22 protein-coding genes are annotated in these 20,044 nt (G+C 44.9%); 8 read left to right on the top strand and 14 right to left on the bottom strand.

The features are described from left to right. Positions 1–51: 51 nt before the first annotated feature. The 6 genes from dppE to proG form a co-directional block, all read right to left on the bottom strand. Positions 52–1,701 carry a dipeptide ABC transporter substrate-binding protein DppE gene (gene dppE / locus MKY50_RS07195; RefSeq protein WP_080316900.1) on the bottom strand — a complete coding sequence of 550 codons (1,650 nt, stop codon included), beginning with the start codon at positions 1,699–1,701 and terminating at the stop codon, positions 52–54. A 2-nt stretch (positions 1,702–1,703) separates the two neighbouring features. After that, on the bottom strand, positions 1,704–2,711 hold the full coding sequence (gene dppD / locus MKY50_RS07190; protein ID WP_341116400.1) for a dipeptide ABC transporter ATP-binding subunit DppD: 1,008 nt from the start codon (positions 2,709–2,711) through the stop codon (positions 1,704–1,706). A 4-nt stretch (positions 2,712–2,715) separates the two neighbouring features. Further along, positions 2,716–3,678 carry a dipeptide ABC transporter permease DppC gene (dppC, locus tag MKY50_RS07185; protein ID WP_014476568.1) on the bottom strand — a complete coding sequence of 321 codons (963 nt, stop codon included), beginning with the start codon at positions 3,676–3,678 and terminating at the stop codon, positions 2,716–2,718. Positions 3,679–3,683: 5 nt separating this feature from the next. After that, entirely contained in the window at positions 3,684–4,610 is a 927-nt protein-coding gene (gene dppB / locus MKY50_RS07180) for a dipeptide ABC transporter permease DppB (RefSeq protein WP_003245446.1), read from the bottom strand. Positions 4,611–4,626: 16 nt separating this feature from the next. Then, entirely contained in the window at positions 4,627–5,451 is an 825-nt protein-coding gene (dppA, locus tag MKY50_RS07175; RefSeq protein WP_033884945.1) for a D-aminopeptidase DppA, read from the bottom strand. Between the two features lie 128 nt (positions 5,452–5,579). After that, on the bottom strand, positions 5,580–6,398 hold the full coding sequence (gene proG / locus MKY50_RS07170; RefSeq protein ID WP_032721395.1) for a pyrroline-5-carboxylate reductase ProG: 819 nt from the start codon (positions 6,396–6,398) through the stop codon (positions 5,580–5,582). A 168-nt stretch (positions 6,399–6,566) separates the two neighbouring features. Between proG and htrA the strand changes: the two genes are divergently transcribed. Together htrA and MKY50_RS07160 are read left to right on the top strand one after the other, a co-directional pair. Continuing rightward, complete coding sequence (gene htrA / locus MKY50_RS07165; RefSeq protein ID WP_341116398.1) at positions 6,567–7,916, top strand: serine protease HtrA; 1,350 nt, start codon at positions 6,567–6,569, stop codon at positions 7,914–7,916. A gap of 157 nt (positions 7,917–8,073) precedes the next feature. Further along, a complete protein-coding gene (locus MKY50_RS07160; RefSeq protein ID WP_003245413.1) occupies positions 8,074–8,250 on the top strand; it encodes a hypothetical protein in 177 nt (58 codons plus the stop codon). 183 nt (positions 8,251–8,433) lie between these two features. Here MKY50_RS07160 and MKY50_RS07155 read toward each other — a convergent pair whose 3' ends face one another. From MKY50_RS07155 to MKY50_RS07140, 4 genes are all read right to left on the bottom strand, one after another. Continuing rightward, on the bottom strand, positions 8,434–9,405 hold the full coding sequence (locus MKY50_RS07155) for a glycosyltransferase family 2 protein (RefSeq protein ID WP_003232632.1): 972 nt from the start codon (positions 9,403–9,405) through the stop codon (positions 8,434–8,436). An 11-nt stretch (positions 9,406–9,416) separates the two neighbouring features. Next, positions 9,417–11,567 carry a glycosyltransferase family 39 protein gene (locus MKY50_RS07150; protein ID WP_240304262.1) on the bottom strand — a complete coding sequence of 717 codons (2,151 nt, stop codon included), beginning with the start codon at positions 11,565–11,567 and terminating at the stop codon, positions 9,417–9,419. Between the two features lie 7 nt (positions 11,568–11,574). Next, positions 11,575–11,721 carry a hypothetical protein gene (locus MKY50_RS07145; protein WP_122894618.1) on the bottom strand — a complete coding sequence of 49 codons (147 nt, stop codon included), beginning with the start codon at positions 11,719–11,721 and terminating at the stop codon, positions 11,575–11,577. 100 nt (positions 11,722–11,821) lie between these two features. Continuing rightward, the gene (locus MKY50_RS07140) at positions 11,822–12,772 is read right to left on the bottom strand and encodes a ring-cleaving dioxygenase (RefSeq protein ID WP_124059769.1); all 951 of its coding nucleotides are present in this window, start codon (positions 12,770–12,772) and stop codon (positions 11,822–11,824) included. A gap of 387 nt (positions 12,773–13,159) precedes the next feature. On the opposite strand from MKY50_RS07140, the gene steT reads away from it, so the two are divergent. The 6 genes from steT (at position 13,160) to spoIISC (ending at position 17,632) form a co-directional block, all read left to right on the top strand. After that, complete coding sequence (gene steT / locus MKY50_RS07135; protein ID WP_015252262.1) at positions 13,160–14,476, top strand: serine/threonine exchanger; 1,317 nt, start codon at positions 13,160–13,162, stop codon at positions 14,474–14,476. Between the two features lie 275 nt (positions 14,477–14,751). Further along, positions 14,752–15,369 carry a DUF47 domain-containing protein gene (locus MKY50_RS07130; RefSeq protein ID WP_003218470.1) on the top strand — a complete coding sequence of 206 codons (618 nt, stop codon included), beginning with the start codon at positions 14,752–14,754 and terminating at the stop codon, positions 15,367–15,369. A 12-nt stretch (positions 15,370–15,381) separates the two neighbouring features. Then, positions 15,382–16,383 (top strand): inorganic phosphate transporter, encoded by a 1,002-nt coding sequence (locus MKY50_RS07125; RefSeq protein ID WP_003232642.1) that lies wholly within the window; start codon positions 15,382–15,384, stop codon positions 16,381–16,383. A gap of 109 nt (positions 16,384–16,492) precedes the next feature. Then, positions 16,493–17,239 (top strand): toxin-antitoxin-antitoxin system toxin SpoIISA, encoded by a 747-nt coding sequence (gene spoIISA / locus MKY50_RS07120; protein ID WP_003244695.1) that lies wholly within the window; start codon positions 16,493–16,495, stop codon positions 17,237–17,239. Then, positions 17,239–17,409, top strand: a complete 171-nt coding sequence (spoIISB, locus tag MKY50_RS07115) for a three component toxin-antitoxin-antitoxin system antitoxin SpoIISB (RefSeq protein WP_003232646.1) — start codon at positions 17,239–17,241, stop codon at positions 17,407–17,409. The genes spoIISA and spoIISB overlap by 1 nt, the downstream gene beginning before the upstream one ends. A gap of 85 nt (positions 17,410–17,494) precedes the next feature. Next, positions 17,495–17,632 (top strand): three component toxin-antitoxin-antitoxin system antitoxin SpoIISC, encoded by a 138-nt coding sequence (gene spoIISC, locus MKY50_RS07110; protein ID WP_003232648.1) that lies wholly within the window; start codon positions 17,495–17,497, stop codon positions 17,630–17,632. A gap of 36 nt (positions 17,633–17,668) precedes the next feature. Here the strand turns inward: spoIISC and MKY50_RS07105 are convergent, their stop codons facing one another. From MKY50_RS07105 to xepA, 4 genes are read right to left on the bottom strand one after another with little or no spacing between them, the layout of a single operon-like run. Beyond that, on the bottom strand, positions 17,669–18,562 hold the full coding sequence (locus MKY50_RS07105) for an N-acetylmuramoyl-L-alanine amidase (RefSeq protein WP_122894620.1): 894 nt from the start codon (positions 18,560–18,562) through the stop codon (positions 17,669–17,671). 12 nt (positions 18,563–18,574) lie between these two features. Further along, positions 18,575–18,838, bottom strand: a complete 264-nt coding sequence (locus tag MKY50_RS07100) for a phage holin (protein ID WP_003232653.1) — start codon at positions 18,836–18,838, stop codon at positions 18,575–18,577. Between the two features lie 12 nt (positions 18,839–18,850). Continuing rightward, complete coding sequence (locus tag MKY50_RS07095; RefSeq protein ID WP_003232655.1) at positions 18,851–19,120, bottom strand: hemolysin XhlA family protein; 270 nt, start codon at positions 19,118–19,120, stop codon at positions 18,851–18,853. 52 nt (positions 19,121–19,172) lie between these two features. Continuing rightward, the gene (gene xepA, locus MKY50_RS07090) at positions 19,173–20,012 is read right to left on the bottom strand and encodes a phage-like element PBSX protein XepA (RefSeq protein ID WP_341116393.1); all 840 of its coding nucleotides are present in this window, start codon (positions 20,010–20,012) and stop codon (positions 19,173–19,175) included. Between the last annotated feature and the right edge of the window lie 32 nt (positions 20,013–20,044).

The following is a 20,044-nucleotide window of genomic DNA, read 5'->3' as shown; positions in this document are numbered from 1 at the left end:
AAAAATACCGCTCCTTCGCATAAAGAAGCAGTATTTCCTCAATCACCGCCATCAGTTTTTATCTGCCCATTTTAAATCGATATAGCCGACAGGGTGACGGACAATTCCCTTTACTTGTTCATTTTGCAGGTGAACCTGATTATAAAAATAAACCGGAATGATGGGCGCTTCATTGATGAGCAGCTCTTCAGCTTGATGCATAAGAGAGAAACGTGTTTTTTCATCGGCTTCATTTTTCGCCTGTTTGATCAGCTGATCGTACTCTTTATTGGCCCAGCCTGTGCGGTTCATCGAATTTCCCGTTTGAAAGGCTTCCAGAAAACTGATAGGGTCCGCGTAATCAGGCAAAAATGAGCTTTGAGAGAATTGGAATTTCAGCGCTTTTTGATCCTCTAAAAATACGTTCCATTCCATATTGGCCAGCTTTACATCGACTCCAAGGCTATTTTTCAATTTTTGCTGAATAGCTTCGGCAATCTTTTTATGCTCCGGCTTTGTACTGTAAGTAAGCGTGATCGCAGGAAGCTTATTATAGTTTTCTTCCTTCATGCCCTTTTCGAGCAGCTGCTTCGCTTTGCTTTCGTTAGGCTTGATCAAGTCTCCGCCTGCTTCACGGAAATCTTTGCCGTCAGGCTGCGTAAACCCAGGCGATACAAAGGCGCGCGCCGGTTTTTCATTATTTTTCGTGACGTACTTTACAATTTCCTCTTGATCCACAGCCATCGCAAAGGCTTTTCTGATGTTTTCATTTTGGAATGGCTCCATGTTGACATTAAATCGATAGAAATAGAGACCCGCCTGGTCAACAATATTGACGTTATCCTGATCCATCAGCTGGTCGCTTAACTCTGCAGGGACATAAGCGGTATCAAGTTCCCCTGATTGAAACATCTGATAATCTGTATTTCTGTCACTGACCATCGCCCATTTCACCTTATCAAGCTTCACGGTATCTTTATCCCAATACGTGTCGCTTTTCTCCATAGTGATGCTGTCATCATGCTTCCATTCCGTCAGCTTAAACGGGCCGTTTCCGACAAATGTATCCGCCTCAGCAAACCACTTTGGATTGTCTTTATCGACCTTTTCATTTACCGGAAAATACGCAGGATTGGACACAACGCTCAGAAAATATTTTTGCGGTGCTTCCAGTGTAACTTCAAGGGTTCGATCATCCTTTGCCGTCACCTTCACATCGTCTTTTTTCCCTTTCCCGCTGTTATATGCTTCGCCGCCTTCAATAAAATAACCTAGGAATGCTGATGAAGCGCCTTTTTTCGGATCAAGCATCCGCTTCCACGCGTATTCGAAGTCTCCGGCTGTTACAGGATCTCCGTTTGTCCATTTCGCATTTTCCCGAATCGTAAATGTGTAAGTTTTATTATCTTTCGAAACAGACCACTTCTCCGCCATTGCCGGCTCAGGCTCATGATCTTTGCCAAGACGCGTCAGCCCCTCCATGATGTTATTTAACGGCTGCCATGACACATTATTAAAGCCGATCGGCGGATCGAATGAAGTCGGTTCATTTTCATTATTTACATACAGCACCTTTTCTCCGCTGGTTTTTGCCTTATCATGACTGCCTTCTTTTCCGGCCTGTTCATTTGCTGTGCACCCCATCAGCGCAAACGAAAGTCCTAATGCAAGACTCATGCCCCATAGCTTTTTCACTCGTTTCATCCTCTTCCCCCTTTTCATGTTCAATCCTTCGCATCTCCTGACAGCACCGCATGCTCTGCTCGTTGATCCTGCAGCCAGCAGTTGACGGTGTGCGAGTCAGATCTGATCGTCTGGCCCGGGTACACCCTGTCACACACAACCATCCTGTTCGGACAGCGGGCGGCAAACGGGCAGCCCGGCGGAGGCGAAAATAAATCCGGCGGCGTTCCGTCGATCGGGATCAGCTCCGCGCCATCTAAATCCAGCCGCGGGACAGAAGCCAGCAGTCCTTTTGTATAAGGGTGCTGCGGCTGATAAAAAATATCTTTTCTCGTGCCGATTTCCGCCATTTTCCCGGCATACATGACTGCGACTCTGTCAGCTACCTGGGCAACAACCCCTAAATCGTGCGTAATCAGAATGACAGACACATCCGTTTTTCTCTGAATCTCTTTAAACAGCTCTAAAATCTGTGCCTGAATGGTTACATCCAGGGCGGTGGTCGGTTCATCCGCAATTAAGATATCAGGCTCGCAAATCAGCGCCATCGCAATGACAATCCGCTGTCTCATACCGCCGCTGAATTGGTGGGGATATTGCTTTAGGCGCTCTTCGGGATCTGGAATACCAACCAATGACAGCATGGAAAGCACCTCTTTCCGTGCCGCTTTTTTGCTCATTTTTTTGTGGCGCAATAGCGCTTCCCCCAGCTGGTCGCCGACAGTCAGCGTAGGGTTTAACGCCGTCATCGGGTCTTGAAAAATCATAGAAATGTCGGCTCCCCTTATACCTCTCATTTCTTTGTCAGAGAGACGGCAAAGGTCTTTGTTTTTAAATAGAATGCTGCCGTCTGTCACCTTCGCCGAATAAGGCGGAAGCAGGCCCATGATGCTTTGGGAGGTAACGCTTTTGCCGCAGCCGGATTCGCCGACGATCGCAAAGGTTTCTCCTTTATACAAATCAAAGCTCACCCCTCTGACCGCCTGAACCGTCCCGCCGTAAGTCGTAAAAGACACGTGCAGATTTTGGACTGACAGAACTTTTTCCATACAGCTACCTCCTCAGCTTAGGGTCAAGCGCATCCTGCAATCCGTCCCCCAGCACATTAAACGCGTACATCGTCAGAGATATGAAAAAGGCCGGAAAAAACAGGCGCCACCAATGCCCAGATAAAATCGTGGGCAGGCCGTCATTCGCCATCACGCCCCAACTTGCAAACGGAGCCTGTATGCCGAGGCCGAGAAAGCTTAAAAATGATTCTGCGAATATGGCGGCAGGTACGGTTAATGTCATTTGTACGATGATCGCTCCCATAGTATTCGGCAGCAAATTCTTCCGGATGATGCGAAAGGTTTTCGCGCCAAAGGTTTTCGAGGCGAGTACATATTCATAATTTTTAATCTGAAGCACCTGGCCTCTTACAATTCTCGCCATGCCGACCCACCCGGTCACAGTCAGCGCCACAATAATCGTGCCCAGTCCCGGTCCCATGAGCACCATCAGCAAAATGACAACAAGCAGGTACGGCAGTCCGTACAGCACTTCGATAATCCTCATCATAATGCTGTCAATCCTGCCGCCTTTATAGCCGGCAACGCCTCCGTAAATGACACCAATCAAAAAATCAATCAGTGCTGCCATCACGCCGACAAACAACGAGATTCTCGCGCCATACCATGTTCGGGTAAACACATCCCGGCCGAGTTCATCGGTGCCGAACCAATGATCGGCTGAGGGCGGAAGATTTTGTTCTGTCAGTGATTGGCGTACGACACTATGGGGCGATAAAAAGGGCCCGATAACTGCCATGACAAAAAGAAATAAAAGAATAAAGAGTCCGGCCATCGCTAATTTATTTTTTTTCAGCCTCCTCCAGGCATCCTGCGTGTATGACAAACTCGGCCGCTTGACCGAATCTGCTTCCCGATTTTTTTCCTGATTCGAGACAAACCACTCATCAGGCACCTGATTGTGCTGTTCTGGCTGGCGTTCATCCGTTTGTACAGGGAGATTCACACGCTTCACCCTTTCTTATGCAGTTTAATGCGCGGGTCTAAGAGACCGTAGGCCAAATCGACCAAAAACAGCATGATAATCAGAATGACGCTGTAAAAAACGGTCGTTCCCATAATCACGGGATAGTCCCGCTGATTAATGCTTTCAACAAAATATTTTCCCATTCCCGGAATGGCAAAGATTTTTTCAATGACAAAGCTTCCTGTTAAGATGCTGGCGACGAGTGTGCCCAGGACGGTAATGACGGGCATGAGTGCATTTCTGAGTGCGTGTTTTACGATAATTTTGAATGGAGAAAGCCCTTTTGCTTTTGCTGTGCGGATATAATCCTGTGTCAGAACTTCGACCATGCTCGACCGTGTCAGCCTGGCAATGATCGCCATTGGCCCTACAGCAAGCGCTGCGGTCGGAAGCACCATATGAATCGGGCTCGTCCATGTCGCAGCAGGAAATAGTTTGAGATTGACAGCAAATTGCTGAATGAGCAATGTTGCCAGAATAAAATTCGGGATGGAGATGCCAAGTACTGCAAGACTCATCGCGGCGTAGTCCAAAAAGCCATTGCGGCGGAGTGCAGCAATTACGCCCAGCACCAGCCCAGAAATCACAGCAATGACAATCGCTGTCATCCCAAGCTCAAAGGAAACGGGAAATCCGCGTTCCAGCATATCATTTACGCTGTCCGACGGTTTTTTAATTGAAGGTCCGAAATCGAATGTAATGATGGATTTTAAGTAGAAAATGTATTGGAAAATGAGAGGATCGTCTAAGTGATAGTAGGCTTCGAGATTTTTTTGAACGGCTTCATTTGTGCCTCTCTCCTCGTTAAAAGGAGATCCGGGAATGACCTTCATGAGAACAAAAGTCAGGGTGGTAATCACCAAAATCGTAGCTGCCATTGCCCAAAAACGCTTTATCATGTATCGCGCCAAAGCCTAAAACACCCCTTTAGCAGAATGATGTCCGCATCGCAAGCTCAGTCATGACAAGCATCGCCTGATAGGCTTCAAGCATGTCCTTCGCCTGAAATTGAACGGTTGTAGTTCCCGTCTTGATTTCCGTTCCCGGCATCAGATTCGCCCATTCTGCTTGGCCATAATTGGCGAATTCAATGCTCAGAACTGGCCTGTCAGGCGGTGTGAGCGGCTTGACTTTGTCCTTGTTTTGCAGGGCAAACGCAGTTTTTTCTGTCAACAGCCGTCCGGCTTTCGCAGGGGACAAGCACTTCACTGCGGATCTTGAAATGGTTTGTTTGACTGCGGCTGTCGTCACGTTCGGGATAAGCTCTTCCGCTTCCTTCGCCGCCCGGTCATCCCCGGCTACCAGTAATACCGGGACATCATAATAACCGGCAACGTATGCATTTAATCCAAGCTCACCGACAGGCCGATCGTTTATGTAAAAATGACGGACGCCGAAAATCATGCTGTGTGACATGACACCGGGAGTCGAGGCTCTCGCATGATAACCGAGAAACAAAGCGCCTGTAAACGTATCATCCAGTCCCTCCACCATTGAAAATGGTTTGACGTCACCAGAAATCAAGTCTGCTTCAGGGTGAAGCTTTTCAACCATCAGATTATTCATCTTCGAATGACTGTCATTGACCAGCACCTCGGTACACCCGCTGTTAAACGCTTCAGCAATACAGTAGTTTGCTTCTTCAGTCATGATAAGCCGTCCGCGTTCATAATTCCGCTTGCCGGAATCCACAAAGGTATCGTCCGGAAGACCCGAAATACCTTCCATATCTACTGACATGTACAATTTCATAACGCTCCTCCTTTTTTACTAAATTATGAATATTCTAACAGATTATATTAAAAAAAGAGGAAAAATGCAATATAACTGGGGAAAATCTCAACCATTCAGTAATAAAAAAAGAATCCTCTTTCAAGGATTCATGTCTGTTTACCAACCTGTTCTGTAAGCAGTTCATATTTTTTCAGGGTTCTTTCAAACACCTCATCAAAAACGTCTGGCACAGAGGCGCGTATCACCTCAGCTCCCTCTCCCGTTATTCCGCCTTTGGTTGCGACACGTTCCAGCGTCTCCTCGAAAGACATATTTTTTTCGATCAGCATCTTGCCAGTTCCGTATAGCGAATGAATCAGAAAATCAAAGGCTTCTTCTTTGGACAGGCTGCTGTTTCTGACGGCAGACAGTGCCAGTTCTTCAAAGATTGCGGCTATGAATCCCGGTGCCGAGCTCGTTAAATTGCTGGCCGCATCTAAATTCGATTCTTTGATTTCTCGTACACGGCTGAAAACCGATAACAATTCATTCAGACGTTCTTTTTTCTCTGCAGCCAGTGCTTCACTGTGAACGACAAGTGAGATGCCAGCTTCTGCTTCGGACGTAATGGCAGGAATAACACGTGAGATACCCGCCTCTGTTTCTGCCTCCAAAAGACGCAGCGGCACACCGGCAGCTATGGATACGATGTGAGTATTTCTGTTCACATACGGGTGCAGACGGCGCATTGTTTCGATGACATGGAGTGGCGGGACGCATATCAAAATCAATTGGCACGTATTTGCCCAATTCTCCAACGGATCAGCCGATACGTTTGGATAATCTGACATGAGTGCCCGCAGCCGCTCCCCCTTCGTTCTCGTCTCAATAAATAGCTCATTCTCTTTTATTTGTTCATGTTTCAACAGCTGTCTAGCGATCATATCCGCCATGCTGCCATATCCAATCAATCCAATCTGTTCCATCGACTCAGTCCTTTCATATACAATATGAAGTGTACCGTTTTCCGCACTTTTTCACAATTTCCCATAATCTTTTCATTTTTATCCCACAGTTTTTGTTTATGATAAACTCAAGTCATAAACCTATCAATATAAATAGACATGTGAAAATAGAGAAACGGAGTGAACATGATGGATAACTATCGTGATGAAAACAGAACGAAAGGTAATGAGAATGAGGTCTTTTTAACGAAAGAGAACGATCAGAGCGCCTCCTACTCGGCCCGCAATGTCATTCATGATCAGGAGAAGAAAAAACGAGGATTCGGATGGTTCAGACCGTTGCTTGGCGGAGTGATCGGCGGCAGTCTTGCTCTTGGCATTTACACGTTTACACCGCTTGGTGACCATGATTCTCAGGACACTGCAAAACAATCATCCAGCCAGCAGCAAACGCAATCTGTTACAGCAACAAGCACCTCCTCTGAATCTAAAAAAAGCTCAAGCAGCTCATCTGCATTCAAGAGCGAGGACTCTTCTAAAATCTCAGATATGGTAGAAGACCTTTCACCAGCGATTGTCGGTATTACAAATCTTCAGGCACAATCAAACAGCTCTTTGTTCGGCTCTAGTCCTTCTGATTCCAGCGAAGATACAGAAAGCGGTTCAGGGTCAGGTGTCATTTTCAAAAAAGAGAATGGCAAGGCTTATATCATTACAAATAACCACGTCGTAGAAGGGGCATCATCACTGAAGGTATCTTTATATGACGGCACTGAGGTTACTGCAAAGCTGGTAGGCAGTGACTCGTTAACTGATTTAGCCGTCCTCCAAATCAGTGATGACCACGTCACAAAAGTGGCAAACTTCGGTGATTCATCTGATCTTAGAACAGGCGAGACCGTTATTGCGATTGGGGATCCGCTTGGAAAAGACCTGTCCCGCACAGTAACACAAGGAATTGTAAGCGGCGTGGACAGAACGGTTTCAATGTCTACATCAGCCGGCGAAACGAGCATTAACGTCATTCAGACAGACGCAGCAATTAATCCAGGTAACAGCGGCGGTCCTTTGTTAAATACAGACGGCAAAATTGTCGGCATTAACAGTATGAAAATCAGTGAGGATGATGTTGAGGGTATCGGATTCGCCATTCCAAGCAATGACGTAAAACCGATTGCTGAAGAATTGCTGTCTAAAGGACAAATTGAACGTCCATATATCGGTGTCAGCATGCTTGATCTAGAGCAAGTGCCGCAAAATTACCAAGAAGGCACACTCGGCCTGTTCGGCAGCCAGCTGAATAAAGGCGTTTACATCCGTGAGGTCGCTTCAGGCTCTCCTGCTGAAAAGGCCGGATTAAAAGCGGAGGATATTATCATCGGCCTAAAAGGTAAAGAAATTGATACAGGCAGTGAATTGCGCAATATCTTATATAAAGACGCAAAGATCGGTGATACCGTTGAAGTGAAAATTCTCCGAAACGGCAAAGAAATGACGAAAAAAATTAAACTGGATCAAAAAGAAGAGAAAACTTCGTAAGACATAATGCCTCAGGCCGTAAAAGCGGTCTGAGGCTTTTTATTAGATAAAAGACCTAATTGTTCTATGAAACTTTCTGACGAGATATCCGTATATCATACAGATTGACATCATTCACATCAGATGCTAGAAACATCGTTTGCTAGGAGGCATGAACATGAAAACCGTGGGACTGGGTATGATCTGCGCAGGATTGGCTTTTCTTTTGCTGAGCTTTCTTCTCTCTGAATCGACGTTGACGTGGGGAATTGTATTGGGTACGAGTATTCTATTAAACATAACTGGTACGGCTCTAATCATGCGTTTCTTAAAAGCCCCCCAATATAACAGCTGACATGCAGCAAAGCCGAGGACGAAATCTTTAAGTTTTGCTGTTTTTATTTCAGCATGACTGAACCGCAGTACAAGCTCACAATCTCTTCTTTACCCAATTTCCATATATCTATCAGCATCTTTTGCTTTAGATCGTGCTCAGAGCATAAAAACCCCCTGTCCATTACGGACAGGGGGTTTGAGGTTATGACATATGCTGGTCTCTATAGAGTCTTTTATTTTCAATTCCATACGATTTTTGGACGATGTAAAGCGGCCTGTCTTTGGCTTCATCGTAGATTCTGCCGATATATTCGCCAATCACGCCCAAAATCAGAAGGACAATGCCGCTGAACAGGAGCTGGATCACAATAAGTGATGACCAGCCGGTAATCGTGCTGTCTGTGAATAGCTTCAGATACAGCACGATAAACATATACAGAAATCCAGTACCTGACATTAAAATCCCCGCATAGCTTGCCAGCTTCAGCGGTTTATGTGAAAATGTCGTGATGCCGTCCATTGACAGCTTCAGCATTTTCTTGAGCGGGTACTTTGTTTCTCCGGCGAGCCTTTCATCACGTACATACTCGACCGCTGTCTGTTTGAAACCCACCCAGCTGACTAGCCCTCTTACAAATGGATTTTTTTCTTTTAATCTCTTCATTTCATCACAGACTTTTCTGTCCATGAGGCGAAAATCCCCCGTATCAATCGGGATATCAATATCTGTCATACCGCTGAGAAGCCGGTAAAACATAGCCGCGGTTTGTTTTTTGAAAAAGGTTTCCCCTTTTCGTTTAGTCCGTACGGCGTACACGACTTCATAGCCTTCCTTCCACTTTTCAATCATTTCTAAAATCAGTTCAGGAGGGTCCTGCAAATCGGCGTCAATGACGACGATTGCATTCCCCTGTGCATAATCCATACCTGCCGTAATGGCGATCTGATGTCCAAAATTCCTTGAAAAATCAATAATTTTCACTCTCGGATCGATCAGGCTGTGCTCTCTTAAAATCTCAATACTGCGGTCTTTGCTGCCATCGTTGACAAAAAGCAGCTCGTAGTTTTCCTTCGTTTGATCCATGACCTCTTTTAAGCGCTGATAGGTTTCATGAATGACAAGCTCTTCATTATACACAGGTACAACAATTGAATATTGAATATGTCTGCTCATGTTTTTGCCTCCTATTCATCAGCATGTAGTTCGTATAATGTTGCTGACTGATTCATTCCGCCAGGTCCGCCCATTTTGCCGTTTTCACCTGAAGCCTTGCTGCTTGATGTATCAGCTGAATCAGTATTTTCTGTTTTTTGATCAGAACTTGATTGCCATTTTTCTGATGCTACTTCTTTTCCATTTTTCTCAACCCATTCAACAATGTCATTGTTTCCGCCTCTTCCCATTCCAGAAGCCAAGAAGTATTTCACTTTTCCTTCTTTTACAAGTTTTTTGAATTGAGTCAGTGTGATTGCCGGGTCAGAACCGCTGTATCCACCAATAGCCATGACAGCTTTTTTCGTTTTAATGATATATGGTGCCGCTGTGTTCGAATCGGTTGTGGCGAATAGGTATTCAGCTCCGGAGTTATTCTCCTCTAGATATTTGATCAGTTTTTCATTTACAGTCGCATCAGACATTCCCATGCCTTTTCCGCTCATTGATGCGAGTTGAGGGCCTGTTTCAGGCAGTGAGCTGTTGCCTCCGTACAGAAGCGGTGTACTTGCCCAATACATCGGCATCACCAGCAATGCGAGGAGAGCTGCAAGTGAAACATAATAACTGAACGGTTTTTGGCGCTGTTTAAACAGCAGCAAAGCAATCGCTGACAACACGCCGATAACACCTACCCCGATACTCCATCCAACACCGATTTGATCGTTGTAGTTTCTGAGAATAAACAATTCAAATCCAGTTGTCGCAATAATTGCTCCCGGCAAAAGCCATGCTTTCCAGCCTGTCTGATTGCGGTACAGATGAACAAGAGCGACCCACCCCGCACCGACAAGAGCCGCAATCGGCGGTGCCAGCATGATGAGATAATAATGATGGAAAAATTCTGCGACACTGAAGAATCCGGCAATCGGTACAAGCCACGCAACCCAGAACACCGTTTCCTTCTGCTCTACAGATAATCTTCTTCTTTCTCTTGCGCCAGCGATCAGTAAGCCTGCGATTCCAAATATCGCAAATGGCAGAAGCCAGCTGATTTGATCAGATAACTCTTGTTGGAAAAGCCGCAGTGGACCAGGTGTTCCCGTTCCAAACATCCCTGAACCTGATTGCATTTTCGAACCGGTTCCTGTACCGCCTTTCCCTCCGTCTCCGCCGGGTCCGCCTTGGCCGCCATCTCCGCCGCTTGGAGGGCCTCCTTGACCGCCGCTTGGCATTTGGCCATTGGATGGAGGCGCCGCCATATTGCCATTTGAGGATTTACCATCGCTTGATGAGCTGTTGCTTGATGACTGATTAGGCGGTGCTTGAGTGTTATCAGAAGAAGACATTTCTTTTGAAGCGTCTTTGTTTGGCGCACCCTGGCCGCCGCCTGAATTTTGGCCTGTCAGCCGCTGGATTCCGTTATAGCCGAAAGCCAATTCCAAAACAGAGTTGGTTTGGCTGCTTCCGATATAAGGCCGCTTGCTTGCAGGGATATTGTCGACAATGAGCGGCCACGATAACGAAACGGCTGCTAATACGGCTAACGCACTTACCAATGAAACGATTTTTTTCTTGATTGTGGCGTTTGCCGCAATCAGATAGAACAATAAGAAAGCCGGTAAAATCATGTAAGCCTGCAGCATTTTTGTATTGAAACCTACTCCAACAACGAAAAATGCTGCTAACAGCCAGATCAGCTTTCCTTTTCTGATCGCTTTAAAGAGAAGCCATGTAGCAAGCAATAAGAAAAATACCAGTAATGCATCAACATTGTTTGTACGTGCTACAGCTACAGCAATCGGTGTACATGCCATGATGAAAGAGGCAATTCTTGCTGCTGTCTTACCGAATGTCGGTTTTATTAACAGATACATTAAAAGGACAGAACCTACACCAGCAAGTGCCTGAGGCAGGATGACGCTCCAGCCGTGCATACCGAATATAAGTGCGCTGATGGTTTGTATCTGGAACGTAATAGGCGGTTTATCAACCGTTATAAACCCCGCCGCGTCGAATGAGGCATAGAAAAAATTATGAAAGCTTTGCATCATACTTGTGACTGCAGCGGTGTAATAAGGATTCACCGTATCATCATTCCAGATGTTATAGATATTTAAGAATGCAGATGCGAGCAAAATGAGGATGAGGAAAATATCCAGCTCGCGTTTTTTCTTTTCCACGTGTTTTTCACTCCTTTTTGTCTAACTTGGGAATAGTGTAACAAGCAAATATGAATAAACTATTAATAAACAAAGACAATATTTTTGCCGAGGCCATTCCATACCAATCACCCATATTTGCAAAGGGTTTTAAGCCATTTCTCCCAATCAGCATCTGATATTTCCTCCCTAATAAGGCATGCTGTTTAGGTCAAAATTAATTATGGTAATAAAAAAAGCCCTCCGGCGGCGCCGGAAGGCAAATGAATCACAATTTATTGGATCGGTTTCAATTTCGCTTCAATTTCAGCTCTTCGATGCTCAAGATACGGCGGAAGAGCGATCGTTTGGCCAAGCTCATCAAGATTCTCATCTACCATAAAGCCCGGTCCGTCCGTTGATAACTCGAACAAAATGCCGTTCGGTTCTCTGAAATACAGCGCCTTGAAATAGTAGCGCTCCACAATGCCGGAATTGCTAAAGCCTTCGCGGCTGATGATCCGGTGCCACCCGGCAAGTTCTTCTTCATCTCTTACCCGAAATGCGACGTGGTGAACACTCCCTTTGCCTTGACGCTCGCGCGGAAGATCATTTCTTTCTATTAAATGGATTTCCGTTGCAGCACCGCCTTCTCCTGATTCCAGAATAACGGCGGTTCCTTGCCCTTCGACTGGTTCACGGCTGATTTCTGTAAATCCAAGAATATTCGTCAATACGTGTAAGGTTGGTTCAGCATATGGCACAGTCAGTTCAATCGGCCCTAACCCGCGAAACGAAAATTCTTCCGGGATGCCGCTCTGTTTAACAGGCAGGCCATATCCTTTTCCTTCCTCATCAGCAGTCAGCACAAGTCGCTGCCCTTCATGATCTTGAAATGCCAATATGTCACGTCCAGCTCTTTTGGAGATACCGCTGTGCGTTACTTGCTGCGCTTCAAAACGTTCTTTCCAGTAATGCAGGGCTTCTGTGCTTGGAACGCGCAATCCAATAGAAGAAATACTGTTTGTTCCTGCATGAAACGGTGCAATGCGGGGAATCTCGAAAAACGTCAGCTCAGTTCCCGGGTTTGCCACTTCATCTCCGTAGAACAGATGGTACATTGTCGGTTCATCCTGATTGACGGATTTTTTCACGAGCTTTAATCCTAATACTTTCTTATAGAAATCCAAGTTTTTTTGTGCGTCGGCCGTTAATGCCGATACGTGGTGAATGCCGTTAACTTTCATATGTGTCCCTCCAGGTTATTTTATCTCGATTTCGAGATATCATATCATAATTGTATATTTATTGTTCTAATAACAAATTATTTTATTCGCATGAGAAAGTCAACATATCAGCTTCACCGAAGGTTCGTTCATTTTCTGAATTCTCATCTCCCCTCTGTACCGGCTAAAATCCTAATACATAAAACACGAACTTTATAAATAAAAATCACGAAGTTTATTCGTTTATAGATTGTTAAAACAGGCGTTTTTACAGTTTTATTTGCTGTACACAAAGCAAATTTCGAAAATCAGAAAATTTATTTTATTTCACTTTTCTAAAATAGGGTTTACAATATGAAAAAATAGATTCTTCAACATGAAGCTTCAACATCATAGGAGGTTAAGGACATGCATACTGAAGACAACGGTTTGAAAAAAGAGATAGGCCTCTTGTTTGCCCTTACTCTTGTCATCGGAACCATTATCGGTTCTGGTGTTTTTATGAAGCCCGGCGCTGTGCTTGCTTATTCAGGTGATTCAAAAACGGCGCTTTTCGCCTGGCTGTTAGGCGGTATTTTAACACTGGCGGGCGGTTTGACAATCGCGGAAATCGGAACGCAGATTCCAAAAACCGGCGGGCTTTATACGTACCTTGAAGAAGTGTACGGCGAGTTTTGGGGATTTTTGTGCGGCTGGGTGCAGATTATCATTTACGGCCCGGCGATTATCGGCGCGCTGGGTTTATATTTTGGATCTTTAATGGCGAATCTTTTCGGCTGGGGATCTGGACTATCAAAAGTCATTGGAATTATAGCAGTTCTCTTTTTATGCGTCATTAATATTATCGGTACAAAATACGGCGGTTTTGTCCAAACGCTGACAACGATCGGAAAACTGATTCCGATTGCCTGCATCATCATCTTTGGCCTTTGGAAAGGCGATCAGCACATCTTCACAGCAGTAAACGAAAGCATTTCTGATATGAACTTCGGGGCGGCTATTTTAGCTACGTTGTTTGCTTATGACGGATGGATTCTCCTTGCCGCTCTCGGCGGAGAAATGAAAAATCCCGAAAAGCTGCTTCCACGCGCTATGACGGGCGGATTATTAATTGTAACGGCGATCTATATTTTCATTAATTTTGCATTGCTTCACATCCTGTCAGCGAACGAAATTGTCACGCTTGGTGAAAATGCGACAAGCACCGCTGCAACCATGCTGTTCGGGTCAATTGGCGGAAAGCTGATCAGTGTAGGGATTATCGTCAGCATCTTTGGGTGCTTAAATGGAAAGGTGCTTTCTTTCCCGCGTGTTTCATTTGCAATGGCGGAACGCAAACAGCTTCCATTTGCTGAAAAACTGTCACATGTACACCCGTCGTTCCGCACACCATGGATTGCAATTTCTTTTCAAATTGCTTTAGCTTTGATTATGATGCTGATCAGCAACCCTGATAAGCTCTCAGAAATCTCCATTTTCATGATCTACATCTTTTATGTGATGGCCTTTTTTGCAGTGTTTATTCTCCGCAAGCGAGCAAAGGGAAAAAAGCGCGCCTACAGTGTTCCGCTTTATCCATTTATGCCAATTCTGGCAATCGCGGGCTCCTTCTTTGTGCTAGGCAGCACACTCATTACAGATACAATGAGCTGCGGATTATCCATCCTCATCGGCCTTGCCGGACTGCCTGTCTATTACGGGATGAAAAAACGAAAAGCAAGCTGATAAAACGGTTCCCTTGTTTAGGGAACCGTTTTTTGGTGAAACAGAAGATAAAAGTTGACAGGAAAAACACAACTTTTGATATACTTTTTACGTTAAGCAGAAAGTTTTTGCAAACTTGGGTCGTTTTTTTAAAGCGAAGTAGGTCAAAATAAGGAGACACGATTTATCAAAAAAGTCAAGATACGTTTTTTTCGACTTTACCTGTTTTTTTTCGACAAAAGGCTATATAATAATTTGATGTGTGCATTGTTCATTCAAACTATGGAGGGTTTTTAATGATAAGAAGAAAAAAAGATAAGTTCTCACTCCTTTTAACAGAAATTGCAAAGAACATAGACGAAACTGCAGAATATTTTGTGAATTTTAAGGTCACTAACCAAACGACTCTTAAAGAATTTGCAGATACGTTAAAGGAATATGAAACAAAAGGTGACAATCATGTTCATGTCATGATTAAAGAGCTTAACAAAGCGTTCATCACTCCTATTGAGCGCGAAGATATCCTTCAGCTGACAAACAGCTTGGATGATGTGCTTGACGGAATCGAACATTTCTCTGCCATGATGGAGATTTTCTCAATTACTTCATCAGACGAGCATATTGATAAATTCAGCGGATATATCAGAGAATGTGCGAAAGAGATTTTGATTACGATCGAGCTGCTGGCAGAAAATCGCTTAAAGGATATTCAGCCTCACGCAATCAAAATTAAAGAGTATGAGCACAGCTGTGACAACTTGCACAGAAAATCATTAAAGAATCTTTTCGGAAATGAAACAGATCCAATCAAAGTCATTCAATATCGTGAAATATACGAAACGCTTGAAGAAATCGCCGACTCTTGTCAAAGTGTTGCCAATAATCTTGAAACCATCATTATGAAAAACGCGTAACGAGGGGTAAAAATGGATATTCTATTAATATTAACGATACTAATAGTCATTTGTGCTCTGGCGTTTGATTTCATCAACGGGTTTCATGATACGGCAAACGCAATTGCGACTTCGGTATCAACAAAAGCGTTAAAACCGCGCCATGCCATTATATTGGCGGCTGTGATGAACTTTGTCGGAGCAATGACGTTTACAGGTGTTGCCAAAACCATTACGAAAGACATCGTAGATCCTTATACGCTGGAAAATGGCTCTGTTGTCATTTTGGCTGCGCTACTCGCTGCAATTGCCTGGAACCTTATCACATGGTACTACGGTATCCCAAGCAGCTCATCCCATGCCATCATCGGCGCTATTGCCGGTGCAGCCATTGCGGCAGCCGGATTTGCAGCGTTAAACTATAAGGGCTTCATTAAAATCATTGAAGCACTGATTCTATCACCAATTATTGCCTTTGTCCTTGGTTTTATTCTTTATAGCATCGTTAAGCTGATTTTCAAAGACAGCAACTTGGCGAAAACGAATAAGCAATTCCGCAGAGTGCAGATTGTAACAGCTGCCCTGCAATCGTATACACACGGAACAAACGATGCGCAAAAAGCAATGGGAATTATCACAATGGCTCTCATCACAGCGAATTTACATACTTCTGCTAATGATATTCCTACCTGGGTGCAATTCGCCTGCGCGACAGCCATGGGTCTCGGAACATCAATCGGCGGCTGGAAAATCATCAAAACCGTTGGCGGAAAGATCATGAAAATCCGTCCGGTAAACGGTGTTTCCGCTGACTTAACCGGAGCAGCCATTATTTTCGGCGCCACGTTTATTCATTTGCCAGTCAGTACAACCCACGTCATTTCTTCATCAATTCTTGGCGTCGGTGCGTCCCACCGCGTAAAAGGCGTAAACTGGGGTACGGCCAAGCGAATGCTCATTACATGGGTCATCACGCTTCCGATTTCAGCGACACTTGGTGCCATCGCCTACTTTATTTTAAATATGATATTTTAATGTCACACCGCTTCTGTCAAAGGAGCGGTTTTTTTGATGGAACAGGAAAACTATCCGGATCTCTCGAATACAATAAGCAGAACCTATTTCAGATGTGAGGGATTCGAATATGGTTTTATTCTTTCAGATCATGGTCTGGTGCATTGTGGCCGGACTGGGGTTATACGTATATGCCACGTGGCGTTTCGAAGCGAAGGTCAAAGAAAAAATGTCCGCCATCCGGAAAACTTGGTATTTGCTGTTTGTTCTGGGCGCTATGGTATACTGGACATATGAGCCCACTTCCCTATTTACCCACTGGGAACGGTATCTCATTGTCGCAGTCAGTTTTGCTTTGATTGATGCTTTTATCTTCTTAAGTGCATACGTCAAAAAACTGGCCGGCAGCGAGCTTGAAACAGACACAAGAGAAATTCTTGAAGAAAACAACGAAATGCTCCACATGTATCTCAATCGGCTGAAAACATACCAATACCTATTGAAAAACGAACCGATCCATGTTTATTATGGAAGTATAGATGCTTATGCTGAAGGTATTGATAAGCTGCTGAAAACCTATGCTGATAAAATGAACTTAACGGCTTCTCTTTGCCACTATTCGACACAGGCTGATAAAGACCGGTTAACCGAGCATATGGATGATCCGGCAGATGTACAAACACGGCTCGATCGAAAGGATGTTTATTACGACCAATACGGAAAAGTGGTTCTCATCCCTTTTACCATCGAGACACAGAACTATGTCATCAAGCTGACGTCTGACAGCATTGTCACGGAATTTGATTATTTGCTATTTACGTCATTAACGAGCATATATGATTTGGTGCTGCCAATTGAGGAGGAAGGTGAAGGATAATGGAACGTGCGTTTCAAAACAGATGCGAGCCCAGAGCGGCGAAGCCGTTTAAAATCCTGAAAAAACGTTCAACCACCAGTGTCGCAAGCTATCAAGTCAGTCCGCATACAGCAAGAATCTTCAAAGAAAACGAACGGCTGATTGACGAGTATAAACGAAAAAAAGCATGATCACACTAAAAGGACAAGGGAAAACAGCTCTTGTCCTTATTCCTTTTCTTAAAGGGTGACATATAATAAATACAAACAGAGGATAATGTCAGGTGATACAGTGAAAAAATTGGTGAGGCGTGTGAAGTTTGTTGATTACGGAAGGTTTGGGCTTTCCGGGTACTCGCTTCGGGTGAGGGAGCGCAGTGCTGGAATTATAAAAAAGTTGAAGAAGAAAAAATAAATCCCGGAGCAGCTCCGGGATTTTTATGGTCTTTGATCAGCTTAATTGCGCTGCGATCTTCTCTTTCGTCGCAGGCCCGTAGATACCGTCAGCAGTTAGACCGTTAACAGACTGAAAACGGGCAACTGCGTCAGCTGTTTTCGGTCCGTAAACGCCGTCAATTCCGTTGTTAACAGCGCCTTTATCAGGGTAAAAATACAGAGCCGCAAGTGCTCGTTGTACCTGAAAGACGTGTTCTCCTGAGGTATAAGGTGTTGTCAATTGAATGATACCATCAGGGAGCGGATAGAGCTCGGGTTCTTCAGCGGACGATGGAGCACTTACAATTAATACTTGACCAACGCGAATAAGATTCGGGTCTTCGATATTGTTCCACTCTTGCAGCTGAGCAACCGTAACACCAAATGCTCTCGCTATGGATGTAAGTGTGTCGCCCTGTTTCACGACGTAAGTTTGGCTGCCGCCTCCCCCAATTCCTGCTTTGAACGAATCCCACGTATCTAATAATTTTCGCGGACATTCCTTCCCTGACCAATACTTATGAGGGACGACATTGGCGAGACTGATATTATGTTCAGCCATTAATGTTTTGATGAGCCACTGGGCATTTGCTGTTGCTTTTGCAAAATCTCCATCAGCATTTTCGCAAATTTCAATTCCGATAGAAGCCCGGTTGCCGCTGCCATTTCCGTCTCCCGCATGCCAGCCGTTTTCATTCAAAGGCAGATGCTGATAAATTTCTGTATCATCAACTGTAAAATGCCAGCTTGTCGTCGTATCAGGATTTTTCAAATAGCGGGCATGCGCTGCAGCATCTGCTCCTACTGCGGTATTCGCTGTGTTGTGCACCGTAATGTAAAGCGGCGTCATTGCGTAGCCTGGACGGTTATTTGCGCCAACCGGAATAAAGTCTTGAATAATGTTAACCATTTTCATCTCTCCTTATTTCGTCAGATTATTGTCCCTTAACAAGTCGCGCTGTTTTTTTCCTTTTTCTGTTACATAGTTGTTTTTAAACCAAGCGGCAAGTGTCGTTCCAATTGTAAATGCGATGGAACCGGCTGAATAAAGAGCGTCAGCGAGCTGATTGACCTGCTCCTCCTGAATGTCCAATGGTGATTTGCCGAGCATCAGCATGGTCTGGTTGATTAAAGCAATTAAAAGAAGCACCGTCCTGATGACCGTGCCCTTGTCAAACGTGTTCATAAAAATCCCCCTTTAATGCTGCAGCAGGCTGTACATAATGGCGATGGCTCCGCCAATGATGCCTGTAGACACTGCTGTAATGATGGCACCTGTGATGGTGCGTTTAATCCACGTGGTGTTTTCTTCAATTTTGTTTAATTTTTCGTTCAGCGTCATGATTTGCTGGTCTTGCCGGTCAGACACGCGTTCTAATGCAGAAACCCTCTGCTCAAGTGCTTTGTGCTCGCCTTTCATGTCTGCTAAATCCTGCTGAAACACATTCACGTCTGCCTCTTGCTGCATCTCTCACTCCTCCTTCACATGCAGATCACCTCCCTTCCGAGGGCCGAGACTATTATGAAACCGCGGTCCCTTTTACCGAAAGAGTACCGCCGGTGATACTGATAATCTCCATGATGATCTCCTTAAACCCTTTAATATCAAAGGCCCATGCCTCAGCTTTTCCTAATGTACTGGAGGCAGTGGTAGCATCATCAGTTTTCACGCCTCTGATCGGCAGTTTCTGTCCTGACACCGATTTGCCCCAAAATTTGACTTCGCTCATTTCTGCTGTGCCGTAGACTTCAACGAGTAAATGCGCGGCACCGTCAACAGGTAAAGCAGCCCCCTCGCCGGCGGACTCTGCATTTTCATGAAAGACAAAGTCAAATGTTTTGCGAGCCTCGACTTTCAGCCGTCCATCGTGTGTTTGATTCTCCGCAAAGTCAATCTGTAAAGGCGTTTTTTCATTGACACGCACATCCATCTCACCCGCACCGACTGATTGGTATAATACAAACTCAGATTGCTGAAGATTCCCGTTCACATAGCGGAAACGGTAATAGCGTTTAGAAAGATATACCCAGTCCGTCGCTGTCAGGACGCCTGCTGCGACATTAACTGCTGCTGTCGTTGTCCAAACATTGTTGTTGTCGCTTTCTTCTATAAAGAGCGTACCTTCATGATCTGCATACGCCCAGCCCTTCACTTTCGAAATCAGAACTGCGCCAAGCCTGTCCTGCCCGAGCTGACTGTATGCCTCAGTAGCCTTTAAAGCAGCATTTGTTAAAATCTCCGCTACGCCTGACAAATTCGAAACAGGTGTCACAAAATCATTTTTCCCTCCTCGATAGGGCTTTACAGCGCCGGCTTTTCCAGCCTTATCGAGAGGAAATTCATATTGATACTTCACCATCTTCATCCTCCTTTGATCTAAAAACAGGCAAA

It is taken from the genome of Bacillus sp. FSL R7-0685, from assembly GCF_038002425.1.
Lineage (GTDB): Bacteria > Bacillota > Bacilli > Bacillales > Bacillaceae > Bacillus > Bacillus subtilis.
The sequence above is the reverse complement of the archived record's forward strand: the minus strand, read 5'-3'. Positions and strand labels throughout refer to the sequence as shown.